This window comes from Rhodoferax koreense, assembly GCF_001955695.1.
Classification (GTDB): Bacteria; Pseudomonadota; Gammaproteobacteria; order Burkholderiales; family Burkholderiaceae_C; genus Rhodoferax_B; species Rhodoferax_B koreensis.
Genome location: NZ_CP019236.1, coordinates 3,781,243 through 3,807,523, shown reverse-complemented (window position 1 = coordinate 3,807,523; position 26,281 = coordinate 3,781,243). Strand labels below are relative to the sequence as shown.

The 26,281-nt window shown below is 64.5% G+C and carries 26 protein-coding genes; 15 read left to right on the top strand and 11 right to left on the bottom strand.

The genetic code is table 11. The features are described 5' to 3' along the window. The first annotated feature begins 98 nt into the window (after positions 1–98). A complete protein-coding gene (locus RD110_RS17640) occupies positions 99–365 on the top strand; it encodes a hypothetical protein (protein ID WP_076200715.1) in 267 nt (88 codons plus the stop codon). Continuing rightward, entirely contained in the window at positions 362–640 is a 279-nt protein-coding gene (locus RD110_RS17635) for a type 1 periplasmic-binding domain-containing protein (protein WP_157900235.1), read from the top strand. Before RD110_RS17640 ends, RD110_RS17635 begins: the two co-directional genes overlap by 4 nt. A gap of 53 nt (positions 641–693) precedes the next feature. On the opposite strand, the gene RD110_RS17630 is transcribed toward RD110_RS17635, so the two are convergent. Both RD110_RS17630 and RD110_RS17625 read right to left on the bottom strand, forming a co-directional pair. After that, entirely contained in the window at positions 694–1,287 is a 594-nt protein-coding gene (locus RD110_RS17630; RefSeq protein ID WP_076200712.1) for a response regulator, read from the bottom strand. Positions 1,288–1,452: 165 nt separating this feature from the next. Beyond that, positions 1,453–2,388 (bottom strand): LysR family transcriptional regulator, encoded by a 936-nt coding sequence (locus RD110_RS17625; RefSeq protein WP_076200710.1) that lies wholly within the window; start codon positions 2,386–2,388, stop codon positions 1,453–1,455. Between the two features lie 116 nt (positions 2,389–2,504). On the opposite strand from RD110_RS17625, the gene RD110_RS17620 reads away from it, so the two are divergent. From RD110_RS17620 to RD110_RS17605, 4 genes are all read left to right on the top strand, one after another. Then, positions 2,505–3,875 (top strand): acyclic terpene utilization AtuA family protein, encoded by a 1,371-nt coding sequence (locus RD110_RS17620; RefSeq protein ID WP_076200709.1) that lies wholly within the window; start codon positions 2,505–2,507, stop codon positions 3,873–3,875. After that, positions 3,872–4,237: an AtuA-related protein gene (locus tag RD110_RS17615; protein WP_076200707.1), complete on the top strand. Its 366-nt coding sequence runs from the start codon at positions 3,872–3,874 to the stop codon at positions 4,235–4,237. The genes RD110_RS17620 and RD110_RS17615 overlap by 4 nt, the downstream gene beginning before the upstream one ends. 50 nt (positions 4,238–4,287) lie before the next feature. Beyond that, on the top strand, positions 4,288–5,289 hold the full coding sequence (locus RD110_RS17610; protein ID WP_076200706.1) for a Bug family tripartite tricarboxylate transporter substrate binding protein: 1,002 nt from the start codon (positions 4,288–4,290) through the stop codon (positions 5,287–5,289). 124 nt (positions 5,290–5,413) lie between these two features. Beyond that, on the top strand, positions 5,414–7,519 hold the full coding sequence (locus tag RD110_RS17605) for an alpha/beta hydrolase domain-containing protein (RefSeq protein WP_076200704.1): 2,106 nt from the start codon (positions 5,414–5,416) through the stop codon (positions 7,517–7,519). 96 nt (positions 7,520–7,615) lie between these two features. Here RD110_RS17605 and RD110_RS17600 read toward each other — a convergent pair whose 3' ends face one another. From RD110_RS17600 to RD110_RS17575, 8 genes are all read right to left on the bottom strand, one after another. Beyond that, the gene (locus RD110_RS17600) at positions 7,616–8,962 is read right to left on the bottom strand and encodes a hemagglutinin repeat-containing protein (RefSeq protein WP_076200703.1); all 1,347 of its coding nucleotides are present in this window, start codon (positions 8,960–8,962) and stop codon (positions 7,616–7,618) included. 109 nt (positions 8,963–9,071) lie between these two features. After that, positions 9,072–9,428: a hypothetical protein gene (locus RD110_RS28080; RefSeq protein ID WP_157900234.1), complete on the bottom strand. Its 357-nt coding sequence runs from the start codon at positions 9,426–9,428 to the stop codon at positions 9,072–9,074. Beyond that, positions 9,412–9,639: a hypothetical protein gene (locus tag RD110_RS28075; RefSeq protein ID WP_157900233.1), complete on the bottom strand. Its 228-nt coding sequence runs from the start codon at positions 9,637–9,639 to the stop codon at positions 9,412–9,414. Before RD110_RS28075 ends, RD110_RS28080 begins: the two co-directional genes overlap by 17 nt. 442 nt (positions 9,640–10,081) lie before the next feature. Then, complete coding sequence (locus tag RD110_RS17595; RefSeq protein WP_076200701.1) at positions 10,082–10,489, bottom strand: Imm63 family immunity protein; 408 nt, start codon at positions 10,487–10,489, stop codon at positions 10,082–10,084. Next, positions 10,486–12,078, bottom strand: coding sequence for a TNT domain-containing protein (locus RD110_RS17590; RefSeq protein WP_157900232.1), 1,593 nt, complete (start codon positions 12,076–12,078; stop codon positions 10,486–10,488). Before RD110_RS17590 ends, RD110_RS17595 begins: the two co-directional genes overlap by 4 nt. Before the next feature lie 68 nt (positions 12,079–12,146). Beyond that, positions 12,147–12,626 carry a hypothetical protein gene (locus RD110_RS17585; protein WP_076200698.1) on the bottom strand — a complete coding sequence of 160 codons (480 nt, stop codon included), beginning with the start codon at positions 12,624–12,626 and terminating at the stop codon, positions 12,147–12,149. A gap of 54 nt (positions 12,627–12,680) precedes the next feature. Beyond that, positions 12,681–13,505, bottom strand: coding sequence for a hypothetical protein (locus RD110_RS17580; RefSeq protein ID WP_157900231.1), 825 nt, complete (start codon positions 13,503–13,505; stop codon positions 12,681–12,683). Then, the gene (locus tag RD110_RS17575; protein ID WP_157900230.1) at positions 13,502–13,828 is read right to left on the bottom strand and encodes a hypothetical protein; all 327 of its coding nucleotides are present in this window, start codon (positions 13,826–13,828) and stop codon (positions 13,502–13,504) included. Before RD110_RS17575 ends, RD110_RS17580 begins: the two co-directional genes overlap by 4 nt. Before the next feature lie 422 nt (positions 13,829–14,250). Between RD110_RS17575 and RD110_RS17570 the strand changes: the two genes are divergently transcribed. The 7 genes from RD110_RS17570 to RD110_RS17540 all read left to right on the top strand — a co-directional run bounded on the left by RD110_RS17570 (position 14,251) and on the right by RD110_RS17540 (position 21,924). Further along, positions 14,251–14,724 carry a (2Fe-2S)-binding protein gene (locus tag RD110_RS17570; protein ID WP_076200686.1) on the top strand — a complete coding sequence of 158 codons (474 nt, stop codon included), beginning with the start codon at positions 14,251–14,253 and terminating at the stop codon, positions 14,722–14,724. 30 nt (positions 14,725–14,754) lie between these two features. Beyond that, positions 14,755–17,133, top strand: a complete 2,379-nt coding sequence (locus tag RD110_RS17565; RefSeq protein ID WP_076200685.1) for a xanthine dehydrogenase family protein molybdopterin-binding subunit — start codon at positions 14,755–14,757, stop codon at positions 17,131–17,133. Between the two features lie 123 nt (positions 17,134–17,256). Continuing rightward, on the top strand, positions 17,257–18,048 hold the full coding sequence (locus tag RD110_RS17560; RefSeq protein WP_076200683.1) for an FAD binding domain-containing protein: 792 nt from the start codon (positions 17,257–17,259) through the stop codon (positions 18,046–18,048). 82 nt (positions 18,049–18,130) lie between these two features. Next, on the top strand, positions 18,131–19,027 hold the full coding sequence (locus RD110_RS17555) for an AAA family ATPase (RefSeq protein ID WP_076200682.1): 897 nt from the start codon (positions 18,131–18,133) through the stop codon (positions 19,025–19,027). 12 nt (positions 19,028–19,039) lie between these two features. Then, the gene (locus RD110_RS17550; RefSeq protein ID WP_204249981.1) at positions 19,040–20,224 is read left to right on the top strand and encodes a vWA domain-containing protein; all 1,185 of its coding nucleotides are present in this window, start codon (positions 19,040–19,042) and stop codon (positions 20,222–20,224) included. Positions 20,225–20,270: 46 nt separating this feature from the next. Continuing rightward, on the top strand, positions 20,271–20,834 hold the full coding sequence (locus RD110_RS17545) for an SRPBCC family protein (RefSeq protein WP_076200679.1): 564 nt from the start codon (positions 20,271–20,273) through the stop codon (positions 20,832–20,834). A gap of 7 nt (positions 20,835–20,841) precedes the next feature. Beyond that, positions 20,842–21,924, top strand: a complete 1,083-nt coding sequence (locus tag RD110_RS17540) for an XdhC family protein (protein WP_076200677.1) — start codon at positions 20,842–20,844, stop codon at positions 21,922–21,924. Here RD110_RS17540 and RD110_RS17535 read toward each other — a convergent pair. Then, a complete protein-coding gene (locus RD110_RS17535) occupies positions 21,914–22,453 on the bottom strand; it encodes a hypothetical protein (RefSeq protein WP_076200676.1) in 540 nt (179 codons plus the stop codon). The genes RD110_RS17540 and RD110_RS17535 overlap by 11 nt on opposite strands. A gap of 100 nt (positions 22,454–22,553) precedes the next feature. On the opposite strand from RD110_RS17535, the gene queC reads away from it, so the two are divergent. Together queC and prsT are read left to right on the top strand one after the other, a co-directional pair. Beyond that, positions 22,554–23,288 (top strand): 7-cyano-7-deazaguanine synthase QueC, encoded by a 735-nt coding sequence (gene queC / locus RD110_RS17530; protein WP_076200674.1) that lies wholly within the window; start codon positions 22,554–22,556, stop codon positions 23,286–23,288. Between the two features lie 154 nt (positions 23,289–23,442). Next, positions 23,443–26,223: an XrtA/PEP-CTERM system TPR-repeat protein PrsT gene (gene prsT / locus RD110_RS17525; protein WP_076200673.1), complete on the top strand. Its 2,781-nt coding sequence runs from the start codon at positions 23,443–23,445 to the stop codon at positions 26,221–26,223. Positions 26,224–26,281: the final 58 nt, after the last annotated feature.

Below are 26,281 nucleotides of genomic sequence, written 5' to 3'. Positions count from 1 at the left end.
CGGCCGGCGTTGCTACAAATGCAACAAATCCCGGCTGGCATGCCATGCGGCTGAAACACGGGGCATCGAAACTGCCTGGGTCCATCCGAGGAACCACCATGCGCAGCTTCTTGTCCCCGAGCCCTTCCCATCCTTCCAACGCTTCCACGTCCGGCCGGGCCCGGCCGGTCGCGCGCCCTGCGCGGTCGTTCTGGCACAAGCAGTCGGGCGCGGTCGGTGTGTTCGGCGGGGCTTCGGCCCTGGCCGATGCCGAAGCGGCCCAGCGGGCGCTGCTCTACCGCAGCGAAGCCTTTGCCGAGGATCTCGGCCCCGGTTACGCCGACATGCGTTTCGCCGCGCAGGCCCCGGCGGCCGCCCGCCGATGAATCACCGTCATCAGATGCCTGTGCAGATGGCCGGCGCGCTGGTCGCCCTGTGCGCGGCCGGTGCCTGTCTGCCGCTGGCGGTGAGCGAGGGGGCGCCGGTCCTGCCTTCCTGGCTGTGGGTGGCAGGCGGTGTGACCGGGCTTGGCTGCGCCGTTCGCCTGCTGCTAGGCGGACCGCTGCGCCGCGACGCGGCTGCCCCCAGCCCGGATTTCATGGATGCTTCGAGTGCTTCGCGCAACGCGGAGCTGCGCGCGGAACTGCTGACCGAACGCTGAGGACTTCGCGCCGCCTGGCGCGGCGCGTTGCGGTCGGCCGGTGCGGTGTCGCTTCAGGAGGTCTGCGCCATCGCCGGGCCCCGCAGCGTCGACAGGGCGCCGACCCGCTTGAGCAATTCCCTGTCGTTCCATGGCTTCTTGAAGATGCCATACAGGCCCTTCACGTCGTTCACGCGGGCCTGCATTTCGTCGTGGCCGGTGATGGCGATGATCGGCAAGTCCTCGGTTTCCATCGCGCCCTGCACGGCGGCGATCAGCTGGAAGCCGTCCATCACCGGCATTTCCAGATCGGTCACCAGTACCGCGAAATGGGCGCTCGGCAGCACGTCGAGCGCATGGGCGCCGTCGTTGGCCACTTCCACCGTGTAGCCCGCGCCTTCGAACAGCTTGCGCAGCTTGGCGCGCGCCACGGCCGAGTCGTCGACCACCAGGATGGCGGGCTTGGCTGGCGGCGGGGGCGGTGGAGGTGGCGCAGGCGGCGTGGCTGGCGGCGCGACGACGGCGCGCGGCCTCGGCGGTGGCGTGTGGTTGTCGGAAAACTGGTCGTTGCGGCGCGTGCCGAGGAACAGCAGCAGCAGGGCGACCGGCACCCCGATCACGAATGGCACGAGGTAGAGATGGAAGAGATCGAGCAGGCTTGTGATCATGGAAACAGGAGACAGGCCGGCCGTGCGGGGAGCGGATGCGCCACGGCACGGCGATACAGCGGGAACATCATCAGGAATTGACAATGTGTAACAACATTTATCAGGTTCGAAGTATCAGCCGCATCCCCCGTGTGGTCAAGCCGAAGTTTGCATCCGGGCGAACCTTTACGAGCGGCGGCGCCGGGGCGGGGCGGACGTTGCCGTTCGCGTGGGCGCCTCGCGCGGAGGATCGGCGAGCACCTGCTCGTACAGCGTCTGCGCGGCCAACGACAGGCTGCGGTCGCGGCGGCGCACGAGGTAGATGCGCCGGGTCAGGCCGGGCCAGTTCAAGGGCCGCGTCACCAGGCCGGGCTGCGCGAAGTGGAACAGCGTGAGCGCCGGCATCAGGCTGATGCCCAGGCCGGCGCGCACCATGCCCATCGCCGTGGCGAGCTGGTCGACCTCCATCAGCGTCTGCATCTGCAGCGGATGCACGGCGGCGTCCAGGTACTGGCGCACGCTGCTGGTGCGCGCCATATGGATGAAAGGATAGGCCGCCACGTCGCGCGGCTTCACCTCGGCTTGCGTGGCCAGGGGATGTCCGACCGGGCACACCAGGTGGAAGCCGTCGCTGCAGAAGGCTTCTGCGCGCAGCTCGGGCGTGTCGGCGCGGATGGCGGCCAGCGCGAAGTCGGCCTGCCCGCTGCGCACGCGTTCCACGCAGGGCTCGGACAACACGTCGGCCACCTCGATCTCCACGCCGGGGTATTGCGCACGGTAGCGCTGCAGGATCTGCGGCAGCCAGCCGGCGGCGAGCGAGGGCAGCAGCGCGATCGACACCCGGCCGCTGCGCCGCGCGAGCTGGTCGTCCACGCCGGCCAGTGCCGCGTCGAACTCGGCCAGCACACGCCGCGCCGAGATCTCGAAGCTCAGGCCCTCGGGGGTCGGCGCCACGTGGCGCGTGCTGCGGTCGAACAGGCGGATGCCGAGCGCTTCCTCCAGCTGGCCGATCAGGGCGCTGAACGCCGGCTGCGACAGATGGCACAGGGCGGCGGCGCGCGTGAAGCTGCGTTGCTCGGCCAGTGCCACGAAGGCTTGCAATTGGCGCGTCGAGACGTTCATGCCGGATTCATCTGTTCTTCAAATGGGTTGATCTGAATTTTCGAATTCACAGATTAACGCATGCGGCCTACATTGGCCCTCTGCCGCGAACCGGGGCAACCAGAACGAAGGAGACCATGGACGACGACAACATCCTGCGCATCGGCTGTGCCGCCGGCTTTTCCGGCGACCGCACCGACGCCGCCGCACCGGTGGTGCAGGCGCTGATCGACGCCGGCGGGCCGGCCGTGCTGATCTTCGAGACGCTGGCCGAACGCACGCTGGCGCTGGCGCAACTGGCGCGCAAGAGCGATCCGGAGGGCGGCTACGAGCCGTTGCTAGACGACCTGTTGCGTCCCGTGCTGGCCAACTGCATGACCCACGGCATCCGCATCGTCAGCAATTTCGGCGCGGCCAATCCGGTCGGCGCCGCCCGCCGCATCCATGCGCTGGCTGCCGAACTCGGCCTGCGCGCACCGCGCATCGCCGTGGTGGAGGGCGACGACCTCAGCGGCGGCGCGCACCGCTCGCTGCTGGCTCAGGCCCTCGGCACCCAGGGCGATCAGGGGAAGGGCCTGCAGATGGTCTCCGCCAACGCCTATCTCGGCGCCGAGGCCATTGCCGACGCGCTGTTGGCCGGCGCGGAGATCGTAGTGTGTGGCCGTGTGGCCGACCCATCGCTCACCGTCGGGCCCGCCTTGGCGCATTTCGGCTGGGCGCGCGACGATTGGACCCGCCTGGGCCGCGCCACCATGGTCGGCCATCTGCTGGAGTGCGGCACGCAGGTCAGCGGCGGTTACTACGCCGACCCCGGCTACAAGGACGTGCCCGGCATGGCCAGCCTGGGTTATCCGATCGCCGAGATCGATGCCGAAGGCCATTGTGTGATTGGCAAGCCGCCCGGTACCGGCGGCCGCATCGACGTGCATACGGTGAAGGAGCAATTGCTCTACGAGGTGCACGACCCGGCGGCCTATCTCACACCGGACGTGGTGGCCGACATCGGCGCAGCGCAAGTCAGCCAGCTCGGGCCGGACCGCGTGCGCCTGTCCGGCGTGCGCGGCCATGCGCGGCCGGCGAGCCTGAAGGTCAACGTCTGCCACGCGACCGGCTGGCTCGCCGAAGGCGAAATCTCCTATGCCGGCGCACGCGCCGAGGCCCGCGCCCGGCTCGCCGGCCAGGTGCTGGCCGAACGGTTGGCGGGCCTGGGCCGGTTGCGCATCGACCTGATCGGCGTGGCCAGCGTCCTGGCCGACGACGGCGGCGCGTGGCTGCAGGCGACACCGGACGGCGATGCGCGCGACGTGCGCCTGCGCGTGGCCATGAACCATGCCGACCGGCCGAGCGCCGAGCGCCTGGTGCGCGAAGTCACGGCGCTCTACTGCTGTGGGCCGGCCGGTGGCGGCGGTGTGCGCACGGCCTTGAGGCCGCGGCTGGGCACGGTGTCCTGCAGCATTGCCCGCGAATTGGTGCCGGCCAGTTTCCGTTTCGTGGAGGCCGGCCAATGACCACCATCACCGTTCCGCTCTACCGCGCCGCCCATGGCCGCACCGGCGACAAGGGCAACCGCTCCAACATCAGTGTGATCGCCTGGCATGCCGAGCTGTGGCCGCTGCTCGTCGAGCAGGTCACCGAGGCCGCTGTGGCGCGCCAGTTCGTCCACCGCAGGCCCGAGCGTGTGGCGCGTTACCTGCTGCCGCAGTTGCAGGCCATGAATTTCGTGCTCGACGCGGTGCTCGACGGCGGCGTGAACGACGCACTGAACCTCGACAGCCACGGCAAGGCCTTGTCCTTCCTGCTGCTCGAGCTGCCGATCGAGGTACCGAGGACGCTGCTGCACAGGCTCGCCGGGCCGCCGATCGAGCGCTGAGCCCGGCCCTTTCGCTTTCTATTTCCATCCACCAAACAGGAGACAAAACCATGCCAGAGACTTCCAGATCATCCACCTTCCCGACGCGCCGCCATCTGCTGGCTGCCGTTGCCCTGTTCGCGGGGGCCGTCGGCTTCACCACTGGCGCCAGCGCGCAGAGCTATCCGGCCAAACCCATCACCTTCGTCGTGCCGTTCGCAGCCGGCAGCGCCACCGACCAGTTGGCGCGCGCACTCGGCCTGTCGATCACCGAGCAGACCAAGCAGGCGGTGGTGGTCGACAACAAGGGCGGCGCCAGCGGGATGATCGCGGCCCAGCAGGTGGCCCGGGCCGCGGCCGACGGCTACACCGTGCTGATCACCACCAACACCACGCATGCGGCCAACGAACACCTGTACAGGAAACTCTCGTACGACCCGGTGAAGGATTTCGCGCCGGTCACCGGCCTGGGCAAGGGCGGCCAGGTGCTGGTGGTGCGCGCGGATGCGCCGTACAAGACCGTTGGCGATCTGCTCGCGAAAGTGCGCCAGACGCCTGGCAAGCTCAGCTTCGGCAGCGGCAGTTCGTCGAGCCGCGTGGCCGGCGAGATGTTCAAGCAGATGAGCCACACGGACATCCTGCACGTGCCCTACAAGAGCAATCCGAACGCCATCACCGACCTGCTCGGCGGCCAGATCGACATGATGATCACCGACACCTCGACCGGCGTGCCGCAGATCAAGGCCGGCAAACTGCGTGCGCTGGGCATCTCCACCGCGCAGCGCAATCCGCTGCTGCCCGAGGTGCCGACCATCGACGAGGCGGGCGTCAAGGGCTACGACATGGGCTACTGGTTCGCCGCCTACGCGCCCGCCGGCACGCCGCCCGCCGTGGTGGCGAAACTGCGCGAGCTGCTCGTGGCCGGCACGCAGAGCGCCGCGGCCAAGAGCTTCTTCGACGCCAGCGGCTCGGTGGCCTGGACGACGACACCGGAGGGCCTGGGCCAGTTCCAGGCCAGCGAAACCGAGAAGTGGGGCCGCGTGATCAAGGCGGCCGGCATCGAAGCCGAATAGGCCTCAGCGGGCCGCATCGAACGCGGCCCATCCCAACCAGACTTGCACGCGGGGCGCCAAGACCACCGCGGCGCGAGCCTGCGCGTCGCGCAGGGTTCTTTCATTCATCAGCAGGAGACAAACCATGCATTTCGGAACCACCTTGTCGGCCCTGGCCGTGGCCGCCGCGCTCACGGCGTGTGGCGGCGGAGGAGGCGGCAGCGCCACCACGCCCGCGCTCAAGCTCAACATCACCGCCACCGAAGACTTCGCCGGCAGCTACGGCAGCGTCGGCGCCTACGAAAAACTCACCGGCACCATCGCGGGCGAGGTCGATCCCAAGGACGCGAAGAACGCCATCATCCAGGACCTGGCGCTCGCGCCGGTGAACAGCCGCGGCATGGTCGAGTACCAGGCCGACTTGGTGATGCTCAAACCCAAGGACATGACGAAGGCCAGCGGCGTGTTGCGCTACGACGCGCCCAACCGCGGCAACATCCTGACCATGGTGAACCCGAGCGCCACGCCGAGCGATGCGGTGTTCCTCGAACGCGGCTATGTGATGCTGTATTCGGCCTGGCAGGGCGACGTGCCCAAGAGCTCACCGGCCCGGCTCACGGTGACGGTTCCGGTGGCGAAGAATGCCGATGGTTCCTCCATCACCGGCACGTACCGCAGCGAACTGATTCCAGCGAGTGCCACCGCCGTGATGACCCTGCCCGGTGGTGTTTTCAACGGCACGATGATTCCCTACGCGCCAGCCAGCCTGGACAACACGCTGCCAGGCTATTCGCTCACGCGACGCGTCAACGGCGACGATCCGCGCGTGCCCGTGCCCGCGAGCGACTGGAAGTTCGCCGACTGCAACACCACGACCAACCCGTTCCCCGGCACGGCCGACGGCAGCAAGGTCTGCCTGAAGGGCGGCTTCGATCCGCAATACCTGTATGAACTGGTCTACGTGGCTAAGGACCCGAAGGTCATGGGCGTGGGCTTGGCCGCCTTGCGCGACACGGTGAGCTTCTTCCGCAAGGCCAGCGCCGATGCGTCCGGCACGGCCAATCCGCTGGCTGGCCGCATCACGAATGTGATCGGGCAGGGCACCTCGCAGTCGGGCAATGCGATGAAGACCTTCCTGCACCTGGGCTTCAACCAGGCGCTGGACGGCGGCAAGGTCTTCGACGGCCTCTATGCCCATGTGGCCGCGCGCCAGACCAATGTCAACACGCGTTTCGCCGTACCCGGCGGCGGAGGGGCGATCCGCACCGACCACACGGCCTTCGGCCAGACCGCGCCACGCGCGCTCGACAAGGACTACGTCGATCCGCTCACCGGTCGCAAGGGCGGCGTGATGACACGCTGCGCCGCCACCGGCACCTGCCCGAAGTTCTTCCTCGGCCTGTCGGGCACGGAATTCTGGCAACTGCAGGGCTCGCCGGTGCTGACCAACGCCACGGGCACGGCCGACCTGGTGCAGCCTGACAACGCGCGTATCTACTACTACAGCAGCACCCAGCACGGCGGCAACGGCGGCACGGCCAACATCGGCTACAACCCCGCGGCCAATGTCTACCCGACCGGCACCGTGGCCCACCACACCGACACCTTCCGCGCCCTGTTCATCGCGCTGGAGGATTGGGTGGTACGCAACACGCCGCCACCGGCGAGCCAAGTGCCGCACATCGCCGACGGCACGCTGGTGCGGCCGGCGGCCCTGACGTATCCGCAGATGAAGGGGCTGACCTGGGCGGCCAGCGGCGTGCAGACGCCGATCCCGGCGTTCGATTACCTTGCGCGCTACAACAACTATGCCGTGCTGGACTTCGGCCCGCAGTTCATCCCGCAGGACGAATCGGGCATCGCCACCATCCTGCCGCCGAAGGTGGGTGCGGACTACGCCATCCTGGTGCCGCAAGTCGACGCTTCCACCGGCCTCACGAGGGCCGGCATCCGCGGCGTGGAAGTGCAGGCGCCGCTGGGCACCAGCATCGAATACAACTACGTCGCCACGCCCGGCATCGTCGATCTCACCAGCCTGACCGGCAGCTACATCCCGTTCCACAAGACCGAGGCGGCGCGCATTGCGGCCGGCGACACGCGGCCATCGCTCGAATCGCTGTATGGCAGCCAGGCAGGCTATGTGGCCAGGGTGACGGCCGCCGCGAGCAGCCTCGTGGCGCAGCGTTTCCTGCTGCAGCGCGATGCCGACCTGCGCGTGCAGCAGGCGGCGGCCGCGGCGGTATTGCCTTGAGCCGACAGGGCAGCGGCGCTCGCGCAAAGATTTCCAGTTGCACCGGGGCTGCCGGCGGCGGTGTCCCTGCAGTAGTCGCTGCGGCTCTGGCTCTTGCTAGCCCCTACCGAGACGCTGAGCGACACGGCGCCCGCGGGATTGCCGCTGACCAGGGTGCTGGCGACATCCTTGATGTCCTTGGCATTGCCGCAAAGGGCTGGGCCGCGGACCAGCCGGCTGCCCAGGGAGACCTTCAGGCCGCTGCAGCCTTGCTTGGTTTCCCGTGACGATTTGGTTGTCTTTGCCGTTGATGGTTTGCCCTTGGCCTGCCTTCAAGGTGTTGTAAGTGTCATAGGCGGTCAATGCCGTCGTCGCTGCCGCCAATGTCAGCATGCGCTTGTCACTGGTCTTGCTGACGGTGTCCGCCATTTGTACACCGCTTTGAATGGCGTTCGTCGCGCCCGATGAGACCGCCAGTGTGAAGCCACTGCTGCTCTGCTTGGTCACCGTGCTGCTCTCGCTGCGCTCGCGGGCCTCGGTGATGGCCACGTCCTGCGCCTGGATGGTGATGTTGCCTGCTGGAGTTTGCACCGTACTCCCCACCTGGGTGTAGCGCTGGCCCGCGACGATTTTCACGTCGCCGGACAAGGCTGCCACGGTGCTGCCCGCTGCCGTGTCCCCAGAGCCTCGGCTGTCCGTGCTCTGCTGCTGCTTGCCGTAGCTGATGCCGCCGTCAATGGACAAGCCGCTGCCCTTCTGCTCGAAGAAGCTGCTGCCGGTGCTGCGGTTCGTATCTGAGGTGATGGCGATGTCGCGCTGCGCCACCAGGGTGGTGGCGGCATCGCTGACGACGTTGGAGCCGGAGACCATGATGTCCCGCCCGGCGACCGCGGTGACGGTGTGGCCGCGCACGCTCGTGGCGTGGGCGTTGTCGGCGCTCTGGCTGTTGCGCAGCCGGGTGCTGCCCGAGCTCAGGAAGCCGGAGCCCTCGGCATAGCTGGCGGTGGCCAGGCTGCTGGTGCTGCGCCCGGCCAGCAGATTGACATCGCCGCCGGCGGCGAGCAGGGTGGCACCTGCCGTGCTGTTGATCGTGGCCGCCATCGCCGTGAGGTCCTGCCCTGCGGAGAGTGTCACGGCGTCCGTGGCCTGCACCGTGCTGCCCGGGCTCTGGCTCTGGGCAAAGCGGGTGTAGTTGCTGGCATTGCGCGTGGCATCGACGCTCTCGGCCTGGGTCAGGGCCTGCAGGTTCAGGTTGCGGCCCGCCTGCAGCGTGGCCGTGCCCGCCGAGCCGATGGCGGCGCCCAGCAGGTTCAGGTCACGCCCGGCGGCGGCGACCAGGGTGCCACTGGGATTGGTGAAGTACAGGCTGGCCACGCGGTCCACCCCCGTGTAGCTGGCGGTGGCCGTCTGGGTGGACTGCGCGGTGCTGGCAAGGTTGGATTCGGCCACCGTCACCAGACACATTCACCGGTTTCATTGAAGATGAGGCGGTGGCTGCTCTCCTTCATATACAGGGCGGGATTAGACAGATTGTTGTATGTTGGGCCTGTAGCTGCCACCCTCGTTTCTTTATCTAATAAGATTCTAAAAATTCATCAAGAAGTTTTAAGTTTTGCTCAATTCCTTCGGTAGAAGCCTCCAGCGTAAAGCGTTGAGAATTTTTATAATCCCAGAATTCGCCAGGACTAAAGTAGTGAGGGCCTATTGCAAAAGAAGGAATGGCAATAAAAAAACCTCGATCTTGAACTATTCTATATTCTAATATATGTTTTTTTTCCAAAAGAAACCTTACAAAATAGCCTGCTTCAATATTATTGCCGGGTTTTAAATTTTCAAATATATAGGCAGTGCGATTGCCATTTTTTTCATAATAATCGCCGATGGTATTGAAAAGTAATTCGAAACTTTTCTCATCATTTTTTAACAGCATGATACATGCCTCCTTCTTGGATAATTTTGTATCCGTTTCCTGTTAAGTGTTGAAATTCTAATTTTGTAAAATAACCAGCCGAGGGTGAGGCTGGGTTGTCAGTAAACACAAAACTCTTATTTGGTGCCATTTGTTGATCTAAAAAAGTCTTATTGATATTCCACATATTTTCGGCCCCTAGCTGCCCTTGAACATTGGGCCAGTCAGACATTCAGAAATAGGTGGAGCCGCGAGCCTGTGCGACCGCTTCATACGAATTGCTACTTCCTGCAATATATTTTCCCAGCACAACTTCAGAAGACGTGGCATTATGAGTTGAGCTGATTGCGGCTTGATCATATGTTTGTTGTATTAATGAAGGGGAAGTGACCTGCCCCCTTCCGCCGTACCACCCATAAAGCGAAAGTCCAGGTGCAAGGTTAATCGATTTGTTTTTGAGTTGAAGGGTGTTGAGCTACATCGCCAGCGCGCTGGCGATGTAGCTCGGCGAACCGAGCCGGTGGTATGGGCCCCGATGGTGGGAAAGGTCAGTAGGTAAGAAGCAGTACAGAGTGTTGTAAGGCGGAGGTGGAAATGGATATCGGGAGTGGGGAGGACATGCGGGCGGGACAACAAGAGAATTGCCAAATTTTCCGTTTAAATTATAATGCGATTTAGATATTGTCGATATATGGTGATTTCTCAAGATTATCTTCAATTTCATTCTTTTTCTTTAAATTCCAGGACTCTTCCAATGCTTGCATAAGCTTTAGTTCTGTTGAAAAAATAACTCTCCTGCTATCTTGATGGGGAACTCTGTGATTTAATTCGTAATTGCTCGCCATAGTAAATACAACATCACTCATTAACCAATACAGTAAAGTATTGAAATCAGACGTTTCTCTTTTTTCAAAAATACACCCTCTTTCTTCAATAATATAAGAGAAAATATTTTCACTTATATTGATGTAGGGGGTGCCATCCACTTGTGGACTATCATAAACCTTCAGCTTGCCAACTGGAATTCCAATTCGCACGCCATATTGATTTACAGCATTGCGTATGCGGTCTATCGGGGTCATTTTGTTCTCCCAATATATCCATTGTCTAATAGCCATTGCACATTTGCTTTGACCCCAACGTTCGGTAGAATTTGAATTCCTCCACCGCTTTGACCAAATGCAGGAGCAATTTCTCCTTGCACAACTGGTAATGGTTGCATGACCTCATACTGATACACATTGGATGCACCAGATCCTGGTGCCAATCCACGTGCTTCATACGAAGTACCTGAAGGAGCTAGGAAGCTACCCGTCGGCCCACCTACCCGATCCAATTTCGTTCCAACAGGAAGCGTTTTTTCTGTTTTAGCTCCGACAAACCCTAAATTTTCAGGCCAAATCCAACCTTTGCCACTTTGATATTGAACATATTGCATCGCATCATCACCGCTTGCATTTAAATCTATTTTGCTGACCGAATATGCCGTTGGGATACCAGATCTGGTGCCTGCAGCCGCCACATCAGTCGCAACGAGTTCCTTCACCACGACGGAGCTCAGCGTCTTAGCCGCAACCAACTCCCCCAACGTCGCCACATCAAGAGCGATCAAACTGACCTCGGCCGCATTCTTCAGCACCGGTGCCTTCTGAATCACACCAATCGCCGTATTCAGCTCGTTGATGCTGCGTTGAGCCTGCGCCTTGTCTGCTGCACTGAGGGTCGGGTCATTGAGCAACTGCGTCAGCTGATCCCGCTCCGACGCCAGGGCACCCTGCGTCAACACGCTGTTGTAGTCGATGTTGCCCGTATTTTGGGCACTCTTGAGATCGTAGTATTTGAGCGTATCGATCTCGCATTGCGCATCGCCTTTGGCGCGGCAACCTTCGAGTTGCTGAGCGCGCTTGCGGATGTCATCGTGGCCGAGGTAGTTATTCACCACCTCATTCCCCGCAGCCACCGCCCCGGCTGTCCCGCCCGCAGCCGCCCCCACTGCTGTACTGGCCGCTGCCGTGAGCACTTGCGCCAGCGGGCCCTCGATGCCCGCGCTCTGCAGTGCCGAGGCCACCGCCGGGGCGGTGAGCGTGCCCGCTGCCGCAGCGGCAGTCCCACCGAGCCCGCCCGTCAATGCACCCACCAAGGTATGCGCCACCAGGCGTGAGGTGCCCTGGTCACCCCATTGGCTCTCGAGGTTTTGCGCTTGCTGCACCAGGGCCGCCTGTTGGCCCGGATCACTCTCCTGACGGGCCTGCTCCCTGAGGGCCTGGGCCTGTTGCATCTGACTGTCGGCATAGTCCCCGATCGCCTTGCTGGCCTGGCTGCCGAACGTGGCCGTGATGGCGATCTGCGCATTCACCTCGGTGCTGACGTTGTCAGTGTCGAAGATCTGCTTCAGCCCGGTCTGTGCATCCCCGGTACGGACGGCGGTGTTACCGGCCATCCCCGAGATGCCGGCGCTGGTGGTGCTGGCCGCTGCGCCTTCAGTTTGGCCGATGCCCGCGCTGCCGCCGGGCGTGGTTGTGCCTGCGGCATTCATGCTCAGGCTGGTCGACACGCTGTAGCCGCTGCCTTGGTAGCTGGCGCTGTTCTGCAGATCTGTGCTGACGAGCGTGCCGCCGGTCTCGAAGCGGTTCACCCCCGCATCCACCGCCCCCTGGGTGCTGCTGATCACGCCGGGAGTCTGGCGGCCATGCAGACAGGACAACTTGCTCGACCGACTGCATTTTTGCCAATGCCGAGTTATGGTCGCGTTGGCTCGGGTATCTTCGCAATTTCCAAACGCACGCCTGCTGCCACAGCAGCCTCTTTCAGCGCTGCGGCATCTTCGGGTTCACCGACCAGCAACAAGGTGGTGGCGGTGCGAGCACCCGTGCTAGCCCACGTCTTCAAGGCCGATTGCACGGTGGCGGCATTCACGGCCAAGCTGTTGCCCACGACCGCCAAGGTCACTGCCCTGCCGTTGCGCAGCGTCGTCACGATTTGATCTGCTGTATTGGAAGAGGAACCCGTCTTCAAAGTGGCGATCATCAATTGGTTGCTCAGTGGGTTGGGTGCCGCCGGCACCTCGATCATCAGCAACTCGCCTCTGGCAGCCCACGGCGCCAAGGCCGCCATGCGTTGCTCATACGTGCCTGATGGCTTGTTGTCCATGCTGGTGCAGCCGCCTGACAACAGGGCGGCAATGAAGAGCAAAGTGGCGAGCAGTTTTGAGTGGGTCATGGTGTTTCCTTTCGTTTGGCTTGATCGCTGGCGATGGGCCATTGCCTTGAAACCTCATGGCGTGGGTTTGATACGCAGCGTGCTGATGTCGACGGGTGTGATGGGCTCGAGCTTGACGGAGGCGACCATCTGGTGCAACAGATCGACCACGCGGGCGAATTTCTCCGGGTTGCGATTGCTGCCGGGGGCTGTGCCGGTGCCACCGGAGGAGCCGCTAAGTCGCATGACGAACCAATATGGCGTCTCGGGTATTTTCAGCACCCAAATCTCGATAGGGGCGGCCCATTGTTTATGGTTTTGGGAGTAATCCTCAATGGGGATATCTTTACGCAGCCACTGCAGGCCGCTGACTACCACCGGTTTGGCGCCGGCTATCCACGCATCCGTGCCTTTGGCTGGATCGGGTTTGATAAGAAATACGCTGGCACCCGTCCAGATGTCCTGAAAGGTATGCGTGCAATAGGCGCTGTACCCTTTAAATGGACCTGTGCTCGGATAAGCACCATAGATTTTTTCTGTAGTTACTGCCGACAAATAGATGTAGGGTGTGGAGATCGCCGCTCCTTCGTAAAGGCGGCCATTGACTTCAAACATGGGTCCATTCGGTTCATTTGCGAGCGCAGGGAAACCGCCAATTCGTTTAAAGACATTGCCGCCGTATTTGCAGTTGGCAATGTCCACTGGACCGCTCAACCAAGCATGGCTGAGACGCCATTTGTCCACGAAGCGGAAGGTGTAATGGCTCTGAATTGCCAGTGGACCCGGCACCACCAGTACGCCACCACGGTAGGTGACCTCGTGTGTCTCGGCGCAGCTTGTGAGCAGCGTGAGCAAGGCCAGAGCCATCAAGGTTTTAAAGGTCCTTAGGAGATGCATCATGTGCTTTCTTGCGGCGTGACTAGCACGCCACCCCGGTAGGTGATCACGTTTTGCGATTGTTGATTTTTCGCTTCTGAACCGCCCGCCACCGGATTGGCAATGGTGATGCAGTCTGTCGCCCCGGTGCCATAGCAGCTGTGGGCGCTATTGCTCTTGGCCCGCACGTTGGCGAACTCCTTAAGCGCGGCCCAGGCATCGCCGGGGTTGCCTGCGGCGATGACCGGTACGGGGTCGTTTGCCATGTAGGTAAAGACGACTTGATTCTGTATTTTTTCCGTCCCGATCACACGAGTTGCGGCATCTGCATAGTTCTGTTCTTTCACAGCACCTCCGACACCCAGTACCGCTAATTGATCGTTGGTCTGCTATTAAAAGACAATGATTCATGACTGAAACTTCGTGCGTAGATAAGTTTTGTCGTAATAAATGTGTACAAAAAATTCTGACACGAAATTTAACGGTGGCTGCGCAATGCCGTTGTGGGGTTTTTGGCCAGGTAGCGGCGAAAACGGCCAACCGCTCGACAGTTCTGCGGAAATCGTGGATGACTTGGGATCGCTAGACCCAAGAAGGGCCGAGGCAAAAGAATCCGCAGCGTGTTAAAAATGACCTGCACGGCCATTCGGAGCGTTCCAGTGGAGCAAGCGTGCACGCGCCGTCGCCCTAGGGTTGTCCCTAGCAAGATGGCTGAGGCCGGGTCCAACAATGGCGCAGCGCCGATCAACCCACAGATGGAGACATTCCGATGCAGGTACAACTCACGGTCAACGGCAAAGCCGCCACGATCGACTGTCCACCCAACACCTTCCTGGTCCACGCGATCCGCGAGCACCTGAAGCTCACCGGCACCCATGTGGGCTGCGACACGGCACAGTGCGGCGCCTGCACGGTGCTCATGAACGGCCGAGCGATCAAGTCGTGCAATGTGCTCGCAGCCCAGGTGCCGGGCGCCGAGATCACCACCATCGAAGGCCTGGCGCAGCCCGACGGCACCATGCACCCGATGCAGGCCGCGTTCAAGGACTGCCACGGCCTGCAGTGCGGCTTCTGCACCACCGGCATGGTGATGAGCGCGGTCGACCTGTGCCAGCACCATCCCAAGGCCGGCGAAACCGAGATCCGCGAGCTGCTCGAAGGCAACCTGTGCCGCTGCACCGGCTACCAGAACATCGTGAAGGCGGTGAAGCAGGGCGCGGTCGCCATGGCTGCCAGCACCTGAGTCCCTGCAAAATAAAAAAAGGAGACAGACATGGGTGCTTCCGACTTCGCCAACCTGCCCAACATCGGGGTGGACATCCGCCGCAAGGAAGACTACCGCTTCCTCACCGGCGCCGGCCAGTACACCGACGACATCGTGCTGGCCAACCAGGCGCATGCGGTGTTCGTGCGTTCGCCGCATGCGCACGCGCGCGTCAAGGCCATCGACATCGCGGCGGCGAAGGCGGCGCCCGGGGTGATCGACGTCTTCGTCGGCAGCGACGTGGCCGGCGACAAACTCAACGGCCTGCCCTGCGGCTGGCTCATCACCAGCACCAACGGCGAGCCGATGAAGGAGCCGCCCCACCCGATCCTGGCGCAGGGCAAGGTGCGCTACGTGGGCGACCACGTGGCGATGGTGATCGCCGAGACCCTCGAACAGGCGAAGGACGCGGCCGAACTCGTGAACGTGGACTACGAGGTGTTGCCTTCCGTGGTCAAGGTCACGGATGCGGCCAGCAGCGAAGCATTGCACGAGGCATCCCCCGACAACCATTGCTTCAAATGGGCCATCGGCGACAAGGTCGCAGTGGACGTTGCGTTTGCCAGCGCGGCGCATGTCACCAAGCTGGATTTGGTGAACAACCGCCTCGTGCCCAACGCCATGGAGCCGCGTGCGGCCATCGGCAGCTACCAGCGCGGCACCGGCGAATACACCTTGTATGTGTCGAACCAGAACCCGCACGTCGAACGCCTGCTGATGACGGCCTTCGTCATGGGCCTGCCCGAACACAAGGTGCGCGTGATTGCGCCCGACGTGGGCGGCGGCTTTGGCTCCAAGATCTACCTGTATGCCGAAGACGTGTGCCTGACCTGGGCCGCGAAGAAGACCAACCGCAACATCAAGTGGATCTGCGAACGCAGCGAAGCCTTCCTGAGCGACGCGCATGGCCGCGACCACGTGAGCCATGCCGAGATGGCGATGGACAGTCAAGGCAAGTTCCTCGCGCTGCGCGTGCATACCGACGCGAACCTCGGCGCCTACCTGTCGACCTTCGCCAGCGCCGTGCCCACCATCCTTTACGCCACGCTGCTCGCCGGCCAGTACAAGACGCCTCAGGTTTACGTGGAGGTGGATGCCTGGTTCACCAACACCGCGCCGGTGGATGCCTACCGCGGCGCGGGCCGGCCCGAGGCCACCTATCTGCTGGAGCGCCTGGTGAGTCGCTGCGCGTGGGAGCTGGGCATCGGCCAGGACGAGATCCGAAAGCGCAACTTCATCGACGCCTGGCCCTATCAGACGCCGGTGGCCCTGCAATACGACGTGGGCGACTACCTCGGCTGCATGACCAAGGCCGAAAAGCTGGCCGACGTGGCCGGATTTGCGGCACGGCGCGCGGCCACGGAGGCCAAGGGTCTGCGGCGCGGCATCGGCTACAGCAGCTACATCGAGGCCTGCGGCATCGCGCCGAGCAACATCGCCGGTGCGCTCGGTGCGCGCGCCGGCCTGTTCGAATGCGGCGAAGTGCGGGTGCACCCGACCGGCAGCGTGACCGTGTTTACTGGCTCGCACAGCCACGGCCAGGGCCATGAGACGACGTTTGCCCAGGTGGTGGCGGCGCGGCTGGGCATCGAGGTGGACGCGGTGGACGTGGTGCACGGCGACACCGGCCGCGTGCCCTTCGGCATGGGCACCTACGGCTCGCGCTCGATTTCCGTCGGCGGCGCGGCCATCATGAAGGCGCTCGACAAGATCGAGACCAAGGCCAAGAAGATCGCCGCGCACCTGATGGAGGCGAGCGACGCCGACGTCGAATTCGCCAATGGCGAATTCACCGTGAAGGGCACGGACAAGAAGGTCACTTTCGGCCAGGTGGCGCTGACGGCCTACGTGCCGCACAACTACCCGCTCGACAAGCTGGAGCCGGGCCTCAACGAGACGGCCTTCTACGACCCGACCAACTTCACCTTTCCGGCCGGCACCTACATCTGCGAGGTCGAGGTCGATCCGGCCACGGGCGTGGTGCGTGTGGACCGCTTCACCGCCGTGGACGACTTCGGCACCATCATCAACCCGATGATCGTCGAGGGCCAGGTGCACGGCGGCATCGTGCAGGGCATCGGCCAGGCGTTGCTGGAAAACTGCGTCTACGACCCCGACACCGGGCAGTTGCTCACCGGCTCGTTCATGGACTACGCCATGCCGCGCGCCGACGACTTCCCGAACTTCCACATCGACACCATCAGCACACCCTGCACGCACAACCCGCTGGGCACCAAGGGCTGCGGCGAGGCCGGCGCCATCGGTTCGCCGCCCGCGGTGATCAACGCCGTGCTCGACGCGCTGCATCCGTTGGGCGTGACGGAGTTCGACATGCCCGCATCGCCCAACCGTGTGTGGACGGCGATTCAAGCTGCGAAAGCCCACTGAGGTCTCCGTCCACCATGACAGCCGCTCCAACCCGTTCGCCCTGAGCCTGTCGAAGGGCTTCGACAGGCCCAGCCCGAACGGTGTTTCTCCAAGCATCACGAAAATACCCACAGAGAGCAAACCATGTACGCATTCACTTTGGAACGTCCTTCCACCGTAGCCGAGGCCGCGCAACTCGCCACTGGCGGCGCCAAGCCGCTGGCTGGCGGCCAGACCCTGCTGGCCTCGATGAAGCTGCGGCTGTCGCAGCCGGGCCAGGTGGTCGACCTCGGCGGCATCCAGGACCTGGCGACCATCAAGCGCGAGGGCGACGCCTTCGTCATCGGCGCCATGGCGCGCCATGCCGACGTCGCCGAAAACGCCGAGATCCTCGCGGCCCTGCCGGCTCTGGCCGACCTGGCCGCCCACATCGGCGACAAGCAGGTGCGCGCCATGGGCACGCTCGGCGGCTCGGTGGCCAACAACGACCCCGCAGCCTGCTACCCCAGCGCGTTGCTGGCACTGGGTGCCACGGTGGTCACCGACCAGCGCGAGATCGCGGCGGACGACTTCTTCCAGGGCATGTTCGCCACGGCGCTGGGCGAGGGCGAACTGATCACCGCCGTGCGCTTTCCGATTCCGCAGCGCGCGGCCTACATGAAGTTCCGCCAGCCGGCCTCGCGGTTCGCGCTGGTCGGCGTGTTCGTGGCGCAGACGGCCGCTGGCGTGCGGGTGGCTGTCACCGGCGCGGGCAATGGCGTGTTCCGCCACGCGGGGCTGGAGGCGGCGCTCTCGGCCAGCTTCACGCCGGAAGCCGCGGCCAAGGTGAGCATTGATGCGAGCGATCTGAACGCCGACCTGCACGCCACGGCGGCTTATCGCGCCAACCTCGTCAGCGTGATGGCGCAGCGCGCGGTGGCCAAGGCGTTGGGCTGAATATTTCTCAAGTGTTTTGTGCCTCTGGCGCAAATACTGTCTGCGCTGCCTGCTCATTTTTCAATAGCAACAGGATGTTGACTTGACTGTTTTCGCTTCCATCGACACCCTGACCCAGGCGCTGCAGGCCGTCGGCTACTACGCCGACCGGCGCCTGGCCACAGCCGTTTTCCTGGCCCTGAAGCTGCAACGCCCGCTGCTGCTCGAAGGCGAGCCCGGCGTGGGCAAGACGGCGCTGGCCAAGGCCTTGTCGCAGGCGCTCGAGCGACAGTTGCTGCGCCTGCAGTGCTACGACGGGCTGGAGCTGCGTGAGGCCTTGTACGAATGGAATTACGCCGCCCAACTGCTGCACATGCGCGCGGCGGAGAATCACGAAGACGCCGCCACCGTGGAGCGCGAGGTCTACCAGAGCCGTTACCTGATCCGCCGCCCGCTGCTGCAGGCCTTGCAGACGCCGGCGCCGGGCGCGGTGCTGCTGATCGACGAAGTGGACCGCGCCGACGAACCCTTCGAGGCCTTCCTGCTCGAATACCTGGGCGAATACCAGGTCAGCATTCCCGAGATCGGCACGATCGCCGCCATCGTGCCCCCGGTCACCATCCTCACCAGCAACCGCACGCGTGAGCTCAACGACGCGGTGAAGCGCCGCTGCCTCTACCACTGGCTCGACTATCCGGAGCGGGAACGCGAACTCGCCATCGTGCGCGCCCAGGTGCCGGGCGCCAGCGCCGCGCTCACGCAGCAGGTGGCCGATTTCGTGGGGCGGCTGCGCAGTGCGCCGTTCGTGAGCGCGTTCCAGCGCGCACCGGGCATCGCCGAGAGCGTGGAATGGGCCAAGGCGCTGGTTGCGCTGGACACGCTGGTGGTCGACCCGGAAGTGGTGGCCGACACGGCCGGCATCCTCTTCAAGCAGCGCGAAGACGTGGTGGCGCTCACGCGCGACATGGCGGCCGAGTTGCTCAGGCCCGAGGTGGCGTGAGAGATTCACGGCATGCAACTCGGTGACGCCCGCACCGGCAAGCTGGCCGACAACCTGACCGGCTTCGGCCGCGCACTGCGCCGCGCCGGCGTGCGCATCGACAGCGCGCGCATGGCGCTGGCCGCCGAGGCGGCGCTGCTCGTGGGCCTGGCGGATCGGCACGACCTGAGCGCCGCGCTCGAAGCCGTGCTGGTGAGCCGCGAGCAGGACCGGCTGGTCTTCCGCGAACTCTTCGACGCCTACTTCCGCAACCCCGACATCGCGCAGAAGCTGCTCGCCCAGATGCTGCCCAGCGCCGAGGGCCAGGCCGAGGCCAGCAAGCGCCGCCCGCGCGTGCGCGAGGCTTTGTCGCCACCGCGCACGCCCGCCGAACTGGCGCGCCCATCGTCCGAAGACCAGAAGGTGGATTTCGACGCGGCGATGACGGCCAGCGACGTCCACCGGCTGAAACACGCCGACTTCAACGCCTTGTCGGGCACCGAATACCGCCTCGTCGAAACCCTGGCGCGCGACATCGCGCTGCCCCTGCCCGAGGTGCGTACGCGCCGCACCCGGCCCGGCAGCCATGGCGCATCAATGCACTGGCCCGGCGTGATGCACCAGGCCGCCCATACCGGCGGCGAGTTGTTGCGGCTGCCCCGGCTGGAGCGGCTGCGTCAGCCGCTGCCGCTGCTGGTGCTGGTCGACGTGTCGGGTTCGATGGAGCGTTATGCACGCCTGTTGCTGGCCTTCCTGCATGCGGCCACCAGGCACAACCCGCGCCGCGACGTGTTCGCCTTCGGCACGCGGCTCACCGATCTGACCCCCGCCTTCCGCCTGGCCGACACCGACGCCATGCTCGCGGCGGCCGGTGCCGCCATCGAGGACTTCGCTGGCGGCACGCAGTTCGGCGCTTCGCTGCGCACGTTGCGGCTGCAGCACGCCCGCCGTCTGGTCGGCCGGCGCACGCTGGTGCTGGTGATCACCGACGGGCTGGACACCGGCGAGCCCGCCGAACTCGACCGCGAACTGGCCTGGCTGCACCGCAGCTGCCGGCGCCTGCTGTGGCTCAATCCGCTGCTGCGTTTCGACGGCTACGCGCCGCTGGCGCGGGGGGCGGCCGTGCTGCACCAACATGCGGACGCGATGCTGGCCGTGCACAACCTTGCCAGGCTTGGCGATTTGGCGGCGAGTCTGGCACGGCTGCTCAAACGCTGATCCAATCGCACCGATCAGAGCAACAACAATCAACGAGGAACACTCCATGGAAATGCAAGGCAGCCGCCAATTGGCCATCACCCAGCAACAGGCCTGGGAGGCGCTCAACGATCCGGCCGTGCTGAAGATCTGCATCCCCGGCTGCGACAAGGTCGAGGCCACCGGCGAGAACCAGTACGCCGTGGGCATGGCGGTGAAGATCGGCCCGGTGTCGGCCAAGTTCGCCGGCAAGATCACGCTGTCCGACATCGTGCCGCCGGCCAGCTACACCATCGTCTTCGAAGGGCAGGGCGGTGCGGCGGGCTTCGGCAAGGGCCAGTCCAAGGTACAGCTGACGCCGAACGACGGCGGCTGCGAGCTGGCCTACAGCGTCAACGCCCAGGTCGGCGGCAAGGTGGCACAGCTCGGCCAGCGGCTGATCGACGGCGCGGCCAAGTCGCTTGCCGAGGATTTCTTCAAGCGTTTCGATGCCGAAATGCAGCGCCGCTACGGGCCGCCGCCCGAAGATGCTACCGATTCCGTAGCAGCTTCCGCAGAGAAGACGGGCGCCGTGGCCGGTTTCATGCAGAAGATCGGCTTCGGCAAGAAAGACAAGCCAGAAGGGAGTTGAGCCGGCCATGGAAAACCTCGACGTGATGGTGCTGCGCACCCTGCGCGACTGGCGGCAGGCTGGCCATCGCGCGCTGCTGGCCACGGTGGTGCGCACCTGGGGTTCGTCGCCGCGGCCGGTGGGCTCGATCATGGCGCTGCGCGAAGACGGCGCGGTGGTGGGCTCGGTGTCGGGCGGCTGCATCGAGGACGACCTGATCTACCGCCACACCAGCGCCTATGCGCAGACCGACAAGAGCCAGCCCGTGCAGCAGATGCCCAGCGGCGCGCCGGCCTTCGTCAAATACGGCATCAGCGCCGACGAAGCGCACCGCTTCGGCCTGCCCTGCGGCGGCACGCTGGAGCTGCTGCTCGAATACGACCCTGACGCGCAGAGCCTGGCCGAGCTGGTGAAGGCGCTGGAATCGGGCCAGCTGATGCAGCGCAGCGTGCGGCTGGCGGACGGTGCGGTGGTCCTGGCGCCGTCGCTCGCACCGGCCGAGCTCAGCCTGTCGGCCACTGAGCTGCTCAACACCTTCGGTCCCGAGTACCGCATGCTGCTCATCGGCGCGGGCCAGCTCACCGAATACCTGGCGACGATGGCGCTGTTCAGCGGCTTCGCCGTCACCGTGTGCGATCCGCGCGACGAATACCGCAGCGCCTGGTCCGTGCCCGGCGCCAAGGTGCTGAGCGAGATGCCCGACGACGTGGTCGCTGCCTTCAAGCCCGACGGCCGCAGTTGCGTGGTGGCGCTGACGCACGACCCGAAGCTCGACGACCTGGCGTTGCTCGAGGCGCTGGACAGCGAGGCTTTCTACGTCGGCGCGATCGGCTCGCGGCGCAACAACGAGGCGCGGCGCGAACGCATGATCGAACACTTCGGCCAGACCGAGGCCAGCCTGGCGCGCCTGCGCGGCCCGATCGGCATCTACATCGGCAGCAAGACGCCGCCGGAGATCGCCGTGAGCGTGATGGCCGAGATCCTCGCCGTGAAGAACGGCGTGGCGCTGCCGCGCGATGTGGACGTGTCGCATGCCAAGAACGAACGCGCCGTGCCCGAGAACGACACGGCCCTGGCAGAGGGCCTGGTCTGCGGCACGGCTAACGGCTGAATATGTTGCGCAGGCCTTGCCATGCCAGGCGCCCGCGGGTGCGGCCGTAACGGCGCAGGCGGTGCGAACCGCAGCGTGCCTTTCGCCAGATCGGCGACTGGCGCACGCGTGCCGTGATGTCGTCTTTCCAGGTCTTGAAACGCCCGTAGCCGCGGTTGAACCAGGGCAATTGCATCAACGCCGGCTGGGTGAGCTGAAACAGCCGCGCCGCGATGGCCGTGCCCGCCACCTTGGCCGCCACCACGACGCTGAGGCCGAGCAGCGCATGGCCCTGCGCCACCCAGTACCAGGCCAGCAGCTTGACCGGAATCAGCGCCAGCACCGGCACCCCGAACACCGCCAGCGCGGCATAGGGCGGCAGCCGCACGATCAGCTTTTCGATCTGCGACCACACCGGCAGCCGCGCCATGCGGTAGAGCAGGCGCGACAGTGGGTCCCAGCCCCATTCCTCGAAGATCAGCAGCAGGGCGAACACAGCCGTGCCGAAGCCCTTGAGTGCCTGGACGAGGAAGCGAAGACAGCGGTGCATCGTCGGCAGTGTGCCTCAAGCATTCTTAAGTGGCGCTGAGGATGCAGCAACGTCCCTGGGCGCGCGACAATCCAGGTTTGCCAACGTCAGAGTTTTCACCATGCACACCCGCGCGCTCGTCCTGTTCTCAGGCGGTCAGGATTCCACCACCTGTTTGGCCCTGGCCCTGTCCAAATACCAGTTCGTGGAGACCGTCGCCTTCGATTACGGCCAGCGTCACGTGATCGAGCTCGAGGCGCGGCTGCGTGTGCTCGAGCAGATCCGGCTGCAGTTTCCGCAGTGGGCCGGGCGGCTTGGCGAAGACCATCTCCTCGATCTGGCGGTGCTGGGGCAGGTCAGCGAAACCTCGCTGACGCGCGACATGGTGTTCAAGATGGAGGAAAGCGGCCTGCCCAACACCTTCGTGCCCGGCCGCAACCTGCTGTTCCTCACATTGGCCGCGGCGCTCGCCTACCGGCGCGACCTGCATGTGATCGTGACCGGCGTCTGCGAAACCGATTTCTCCGGCTATCCCGATTGCCGCGACGACACCATGAAGGCGATGCAGCTGGCACTGTCGCTGGGCATGGACAAGCGCTTCCTCATCGAGACCCCGCTGATGTGGATCGACAAGGCCCAGACCTGGCAACTCGCCCATGCGCTCGGCGGTGCGGCCCTGGTCGAGCTGATCGTCGAACATACCCATACCTGCTACCAGGGCGACCGCACCCACCGCCACGCCTGGGGCTACGGCTGCGGTGAATGCCCGGCCTGTGAGCTACGTGCCCGCGGCCATGCGAACTTTGTTGCGAACGATGCAGTTAACTCCGATTTGCCGACGGTAGACGTTAAATAGGTCACCGATTGAATGCAGGTGGTACGGCTTCCACGCCGGAACCGCGCTGGCACGCCATTACCATTGCGCCTGTTACATTATTTTGCGAACAACGGGCTTGTTTATGACGTGTTTTTCGACCCCTCGACTTGCGCAATTGTTTGGAAGGGCCGCGTTGGTCGCCCTGCTGGCCGTTCCGGGATTTGCCGTCCATGCGGCCACCGACAGCAAGGCCTCGCGCTTCTACGAAGATGCGTTGACGCGTTACGAGAAGAAGGACGTCCCTGGCGCGATCATCCAGCTGAAGAATGCGCTGCAGATCGACAAGACCTTGTTGCCCGTGCAAGTGTTGCTGGGCAAGGCCTTGCTTGCCAACGGCGAAGCCGCGGCCGCCGAAGTGGCGCTGAACGAAGCGGTCCGGCTCGGCGTGAACCGCGCGGAAATCGTGGTGCCGCTGGGCCAGGCCTATGTGGCCCAGGGCAAACACAAGCTGCTGCTGGAGCAGCCGCAGTTCAATGTGTCCGGCCTACCGGCGGACGTGCAGGTCAAGCTGCTGCTGCTGCGCGCTTCGGCTTCGGCCGAGCTGGGCGACGTGCGTGGCGCGCTCAAGAACATCGATGAAGCCCGGGTGATGGATGGCCGCCTGCCCGAAGTGTGGTTGGCCGAGGTGCCGGTGCGCATCCGCGCCATGCAGTACGCGGAGGCCAACGCGGCCATCGAACGCGCGACCGCGCTCGCGCCCGATTCCGCGGAGGTGCGTTACCAGCGCGGCGCCCTGCTGCACGTGCAGGGCAATCTTCGCGCCGCGCTTGCCGCCTACGATTCGGCGCTGAAGGCCGATCCCAAGCACCTCGAGGCCCGCGCGGCCCGCGCCGGCATCGAAATGGACCTGGGCCAGTACGCCGATGCCGCCAAGGATGTCGCCGAGATCCAGGCCCAATCACCGCGGGAGCCGCGTGCCGCGTACCTCAAGGCGATGCTGCTGTCGCGCGATGGCGATAGCGCCGGGGCCCGCAAGTCGCTGGCCGAAGTGACGGCGTTTCTCGACGCCGTACCGCCGGCGTTCATCCAGTACCGGCCGCAGCTGCTGATGCTCAACGGGCTGGCCCATTTCGGCCTCAGCGAGTATGAAAAGGCCAAACCCTATTTCGAATCCATGCAGCGCGTGCAGGGTGGCGGGCCGGTTTCCAAGCTGCTCGCCCAGATCTACCTGTCCGACAGGAACTATGGCCGCGCCAGCGATCTGCTCGAGCAATACCTCAAGGCGCAGCCCCAGGACGGCCAGGCCCTGCTGCTGTTGGCCAGCGCCAGCATGGCGCAGGGGCGTAACGCCAAGGCCACGGCGTTGATGCAGCAGGCTCTGGCCATCAAGGATGCGCCGGAATACCACACCCAACTCGGGTTGAGCCTGCTGGGCGCGGGCCAGTCGGCCGATGCCGTGACGCAGCTCGAAACCGCCTTCAAGGAGCCGAGCCAGATCCAGGCCGGCACGGCCCTGGTCGGCCTGTACCTGCGTGGCGGCCAAGGCGCGAAGGCGCTGGCCGTGGCGGAAAAGTTGCTCAAGCAACAGCCGGACAGCGCCGTTCTGCACAACCTCAACGGCATGGCGCAGGCGCAGTTGGGCAATCTGGCCGCGGCCAAGGTGTCGTTCGACCGGGCCGTTCAGCTCGATGGCAAACTCGTCGAGGCCAGGCTCAACCTGGCGCGGCTGGACATGGCCAACAAGGCCTACGACGCCGCGGCGACCAAGCTCAATGCCATCCTGCTGGCCGACGAGAAGAACATCGACGCCATGTACGAGATGGCCAACCTGTCCGACCGACGAGGGTCGAGCGCAGACACCTTGCGTTGGTTGTCCAAGGCTTCCGACATGGCCGGTCCGAAGGAATTTCGCCCGGGTACGGCCCTGGTGGAGTTCCATCTGCGCAACAAGGCGCCGGACCAGGCGCTGGAAGCGGCCAAACGGCTGTCGAGCAAAGACCCGGAAAATGTGCCGATCCTGTTGATCTACGGCCGTGCTCAGCTGGCCAACGGCGACGTGGAGGGCGCCCGCTCCACGTTTTCCGGCGCCACGCGCTTTGCCAACTTCAATGCGCCGCAGCAGACTGAAATCGCCACCTGGCAACTGGCGGTCAACAACCTGCCCGGCGCGGCCTACAGCCTGGACAAGGCGCTGTCGTCCCGCCCGGACTTTCTGCCCGCGCTGGCCTTGATGACGGAAGTCGAAATACGGCAGAACGAGCCTGCCAAGGCCGAGCAGCGCGCACGCCAGATTCTCGCGCTGGCGCCCAAGCAGGCGATCGGCTACAGCCTGCTGGGCGACGTGGCGCAGTCGCGTGGCCAGACTGCGGTGGCCATCGACCACTACCGCCGCGCGCACCAGGTCCAGACCAACACCGAGACCTTCCTGCGGCTCTTCGGTGCCCTGGCCATGCAGGACGGCGGTCGACAGGCCTTGACACTCGGCGAAGCGTGGCTGAAAACCCATCCGCAGGATCAGACCGTGCGCCGGGCGCTGGCCGATGCCTATGCGCGCGGCGGGAACTATGCCGCGGCGCGGCTCAATTACGAGGCTTTCGTCAAGGCCGTACCGAACGATTCGGGCGCGCTGAACAACCTGGCCAATGTGTTACTTCGCCTGAACGACGCGTCGGCACTCCAGGTGGCCGAATCGGCCATGAAGAAGGATCCGACGAACGCCAGTGCGATCGACACCCTGGGTTGGGTGCTATTCAAAACCGGCTTGCCGCAAAACAGCGACCGTGCCCTGCAGCTGCTGCGCGACGCCAGGTTGCGCGATCCGGGCAACCCCGAGATCCGGTACCACCTCGCCGCGGTGCTGGCTCAGTCCGGCCGGAAAACCGAGGCGCAGGACGAGGTCGAGGCGGCGCTCAAGGGTGGTCGGCCGTTCGAAAGCCTCACGGAAGCCGAATCGCTGTTGAAGAAGCTGCGCTGACATGCCCCGTGTTGTCGATGATTTTTACAAATTTATCAGAAAGTACCCTTAATTCTTC

Bases quoted from the DNA above. Each gene is read 5' to 3' on its own strand.
- RD110_RS17625 (WP_076200710.1), bottom strand. From the start codon at position 2,388: ATGAACGTCTCGACGCGCCAATTGCAAGCCTTCGTGGCACTGGCCGAG.
- RD110_RS17620 (WP_076200709.1), top strand. From the start codon at position 2,505: ATGGACGACGACAACATCCTGCGCATCGGCTGTGCCGCCGGCTTTTCC.
- RD110_RS17560 (WP_076200683.1), top strand. From the start codon at position 17,257: ATGTACGCATTCACTTTGGAACGTCCTTCCACCGTAGCCGAGGCCGCG.
- RD110_RS17585 (WP_076200698.1), bottom strand. From the start codon at position 12,626: ATGACCCACTCAAAACTGCTCGCCACTTTGCTCTTCATTGCCGCCCTG.
- RD110_RS17595 (WP_076200701.1), bottom strand. From the start codon at position 10,489: ATGACCCCGATAGACCGCATACGCAATGCTGTAAATCAATATGGCGTG.
- RD110_RS17630 (WP_076200712.1), bottom strand. From the start codon at position 1,287: ATGATCACAAGCCTGCTCGATCTCTTCCATCTCTACCTCGTGCCATTC.
- RD110_RS17570 (WP_076200686.1), top strand. From the start codon at position 14,251: ATGCAGGTACAACTCACGGTCAACGGCAAAGCCGCCACGATCGACTGT.
- RD110_RS17640 (WP_076200715.1), top strand. From the start codon at position 99: ATGCGCAGCTTCTTGTCCCCGAGCCCTTCCCATCCTTCCAACGCTTCC.
- RD110_RS17550 (WP_204249981.1), top strand. From the start codon at position 19,040: ATGCAACTCGGTGACGCCCGCACCGGCAAGCTGGCCGACAACCTGACC.
- RD110_RS17540 (WP_076200677.1), top strand. From the start codon at position 20,842: ATGGAAAACCTCGACGTGATGGTGCTGCGCACCCTGCGCGACTGGCGG.
- RD110_RS17635 (WP_157900235.1), top strand. From the start codon at position 362: ATGAATCACCGTCATCAGATGCCTGTGCAGATGGCCGGCGCGCTGGTC.
- RD110_RS17565 (WP_076200685.1), top strand. From the start codon at position 14,755: ATGGGTGCTTCCGACTTCGCCAACCTGCCCAACATCGGGGTGGACATC.
- RD110_RS17605 (WP_076200704.1), top strand. From the start codon at position 5,414: ATGCATTTCGGAACCACCTTGTCGGCCCTGGCCGTGGCCGCCGCGCTC.
- RD110_RS17535 (WP_076200676.1), bottom strand. From the start codon at position 22,453: ATGCACCGCTGTCTTCGCTTCCTCGTCCAGGCACTCAAGGGCTTCGGC.
- RD110_RS17600 (WP_076200703.1), bottom strand. From the start codon at position 8,962: ATGTGTCTGGTGACGGTGGCCGAATCCAACCTTGCCAGCACCGCGCAG.
- RD110_RS28075 (WP_157900233.1), bottom strand. From the start codon at position 9,639: ATGTCTGACTGGCCCAATGTTCAAGGGCAGCTAGGGGCCGAAAATATG.
- queC (WP_076200674.1), top strand. From the start codon at position 22,554: ATGCACACCCGCGCGCTCGTCCTGTTCTCAGGCGGTCAGGATTCCACC.
- RD110_RS17615 (WP_076200707.1), top strand. From the start codon at position 3,872: ATGACCACCATCACCGTTCCGCTCTACCGCGCCGCCCATGGCCGCACC.
- RD110_RS17545 (WP_076200679.1), top strand. From the start codon at position 20,271: ATGGAAATGCAAGGCAGCCGCCAATTGGCCATCACCCAGCAACAGGCC.
- RD110_RS17610 (WP_076200706.1), top strand. From the start codon at position 4,288: ATGCCAGAGACTTCCAGATCATCCACCTTCCCGACGCGCCGCCATCTG.
- RD110_RS17580 (WP_157900231.1), bottom strand. From the start codon at position 13,505: ATGATGCATCTCCTAAGGACCTTTAAAACCTTGATGGCTCTGGCCTTG.
- RD110_RS28080 (WP_157900234.1), bottom strand. From the start codon at position 9,428: ATGCTGTTAAAAAATGATGAGAAAAGTTTCGAATTACTTTTCAATACC.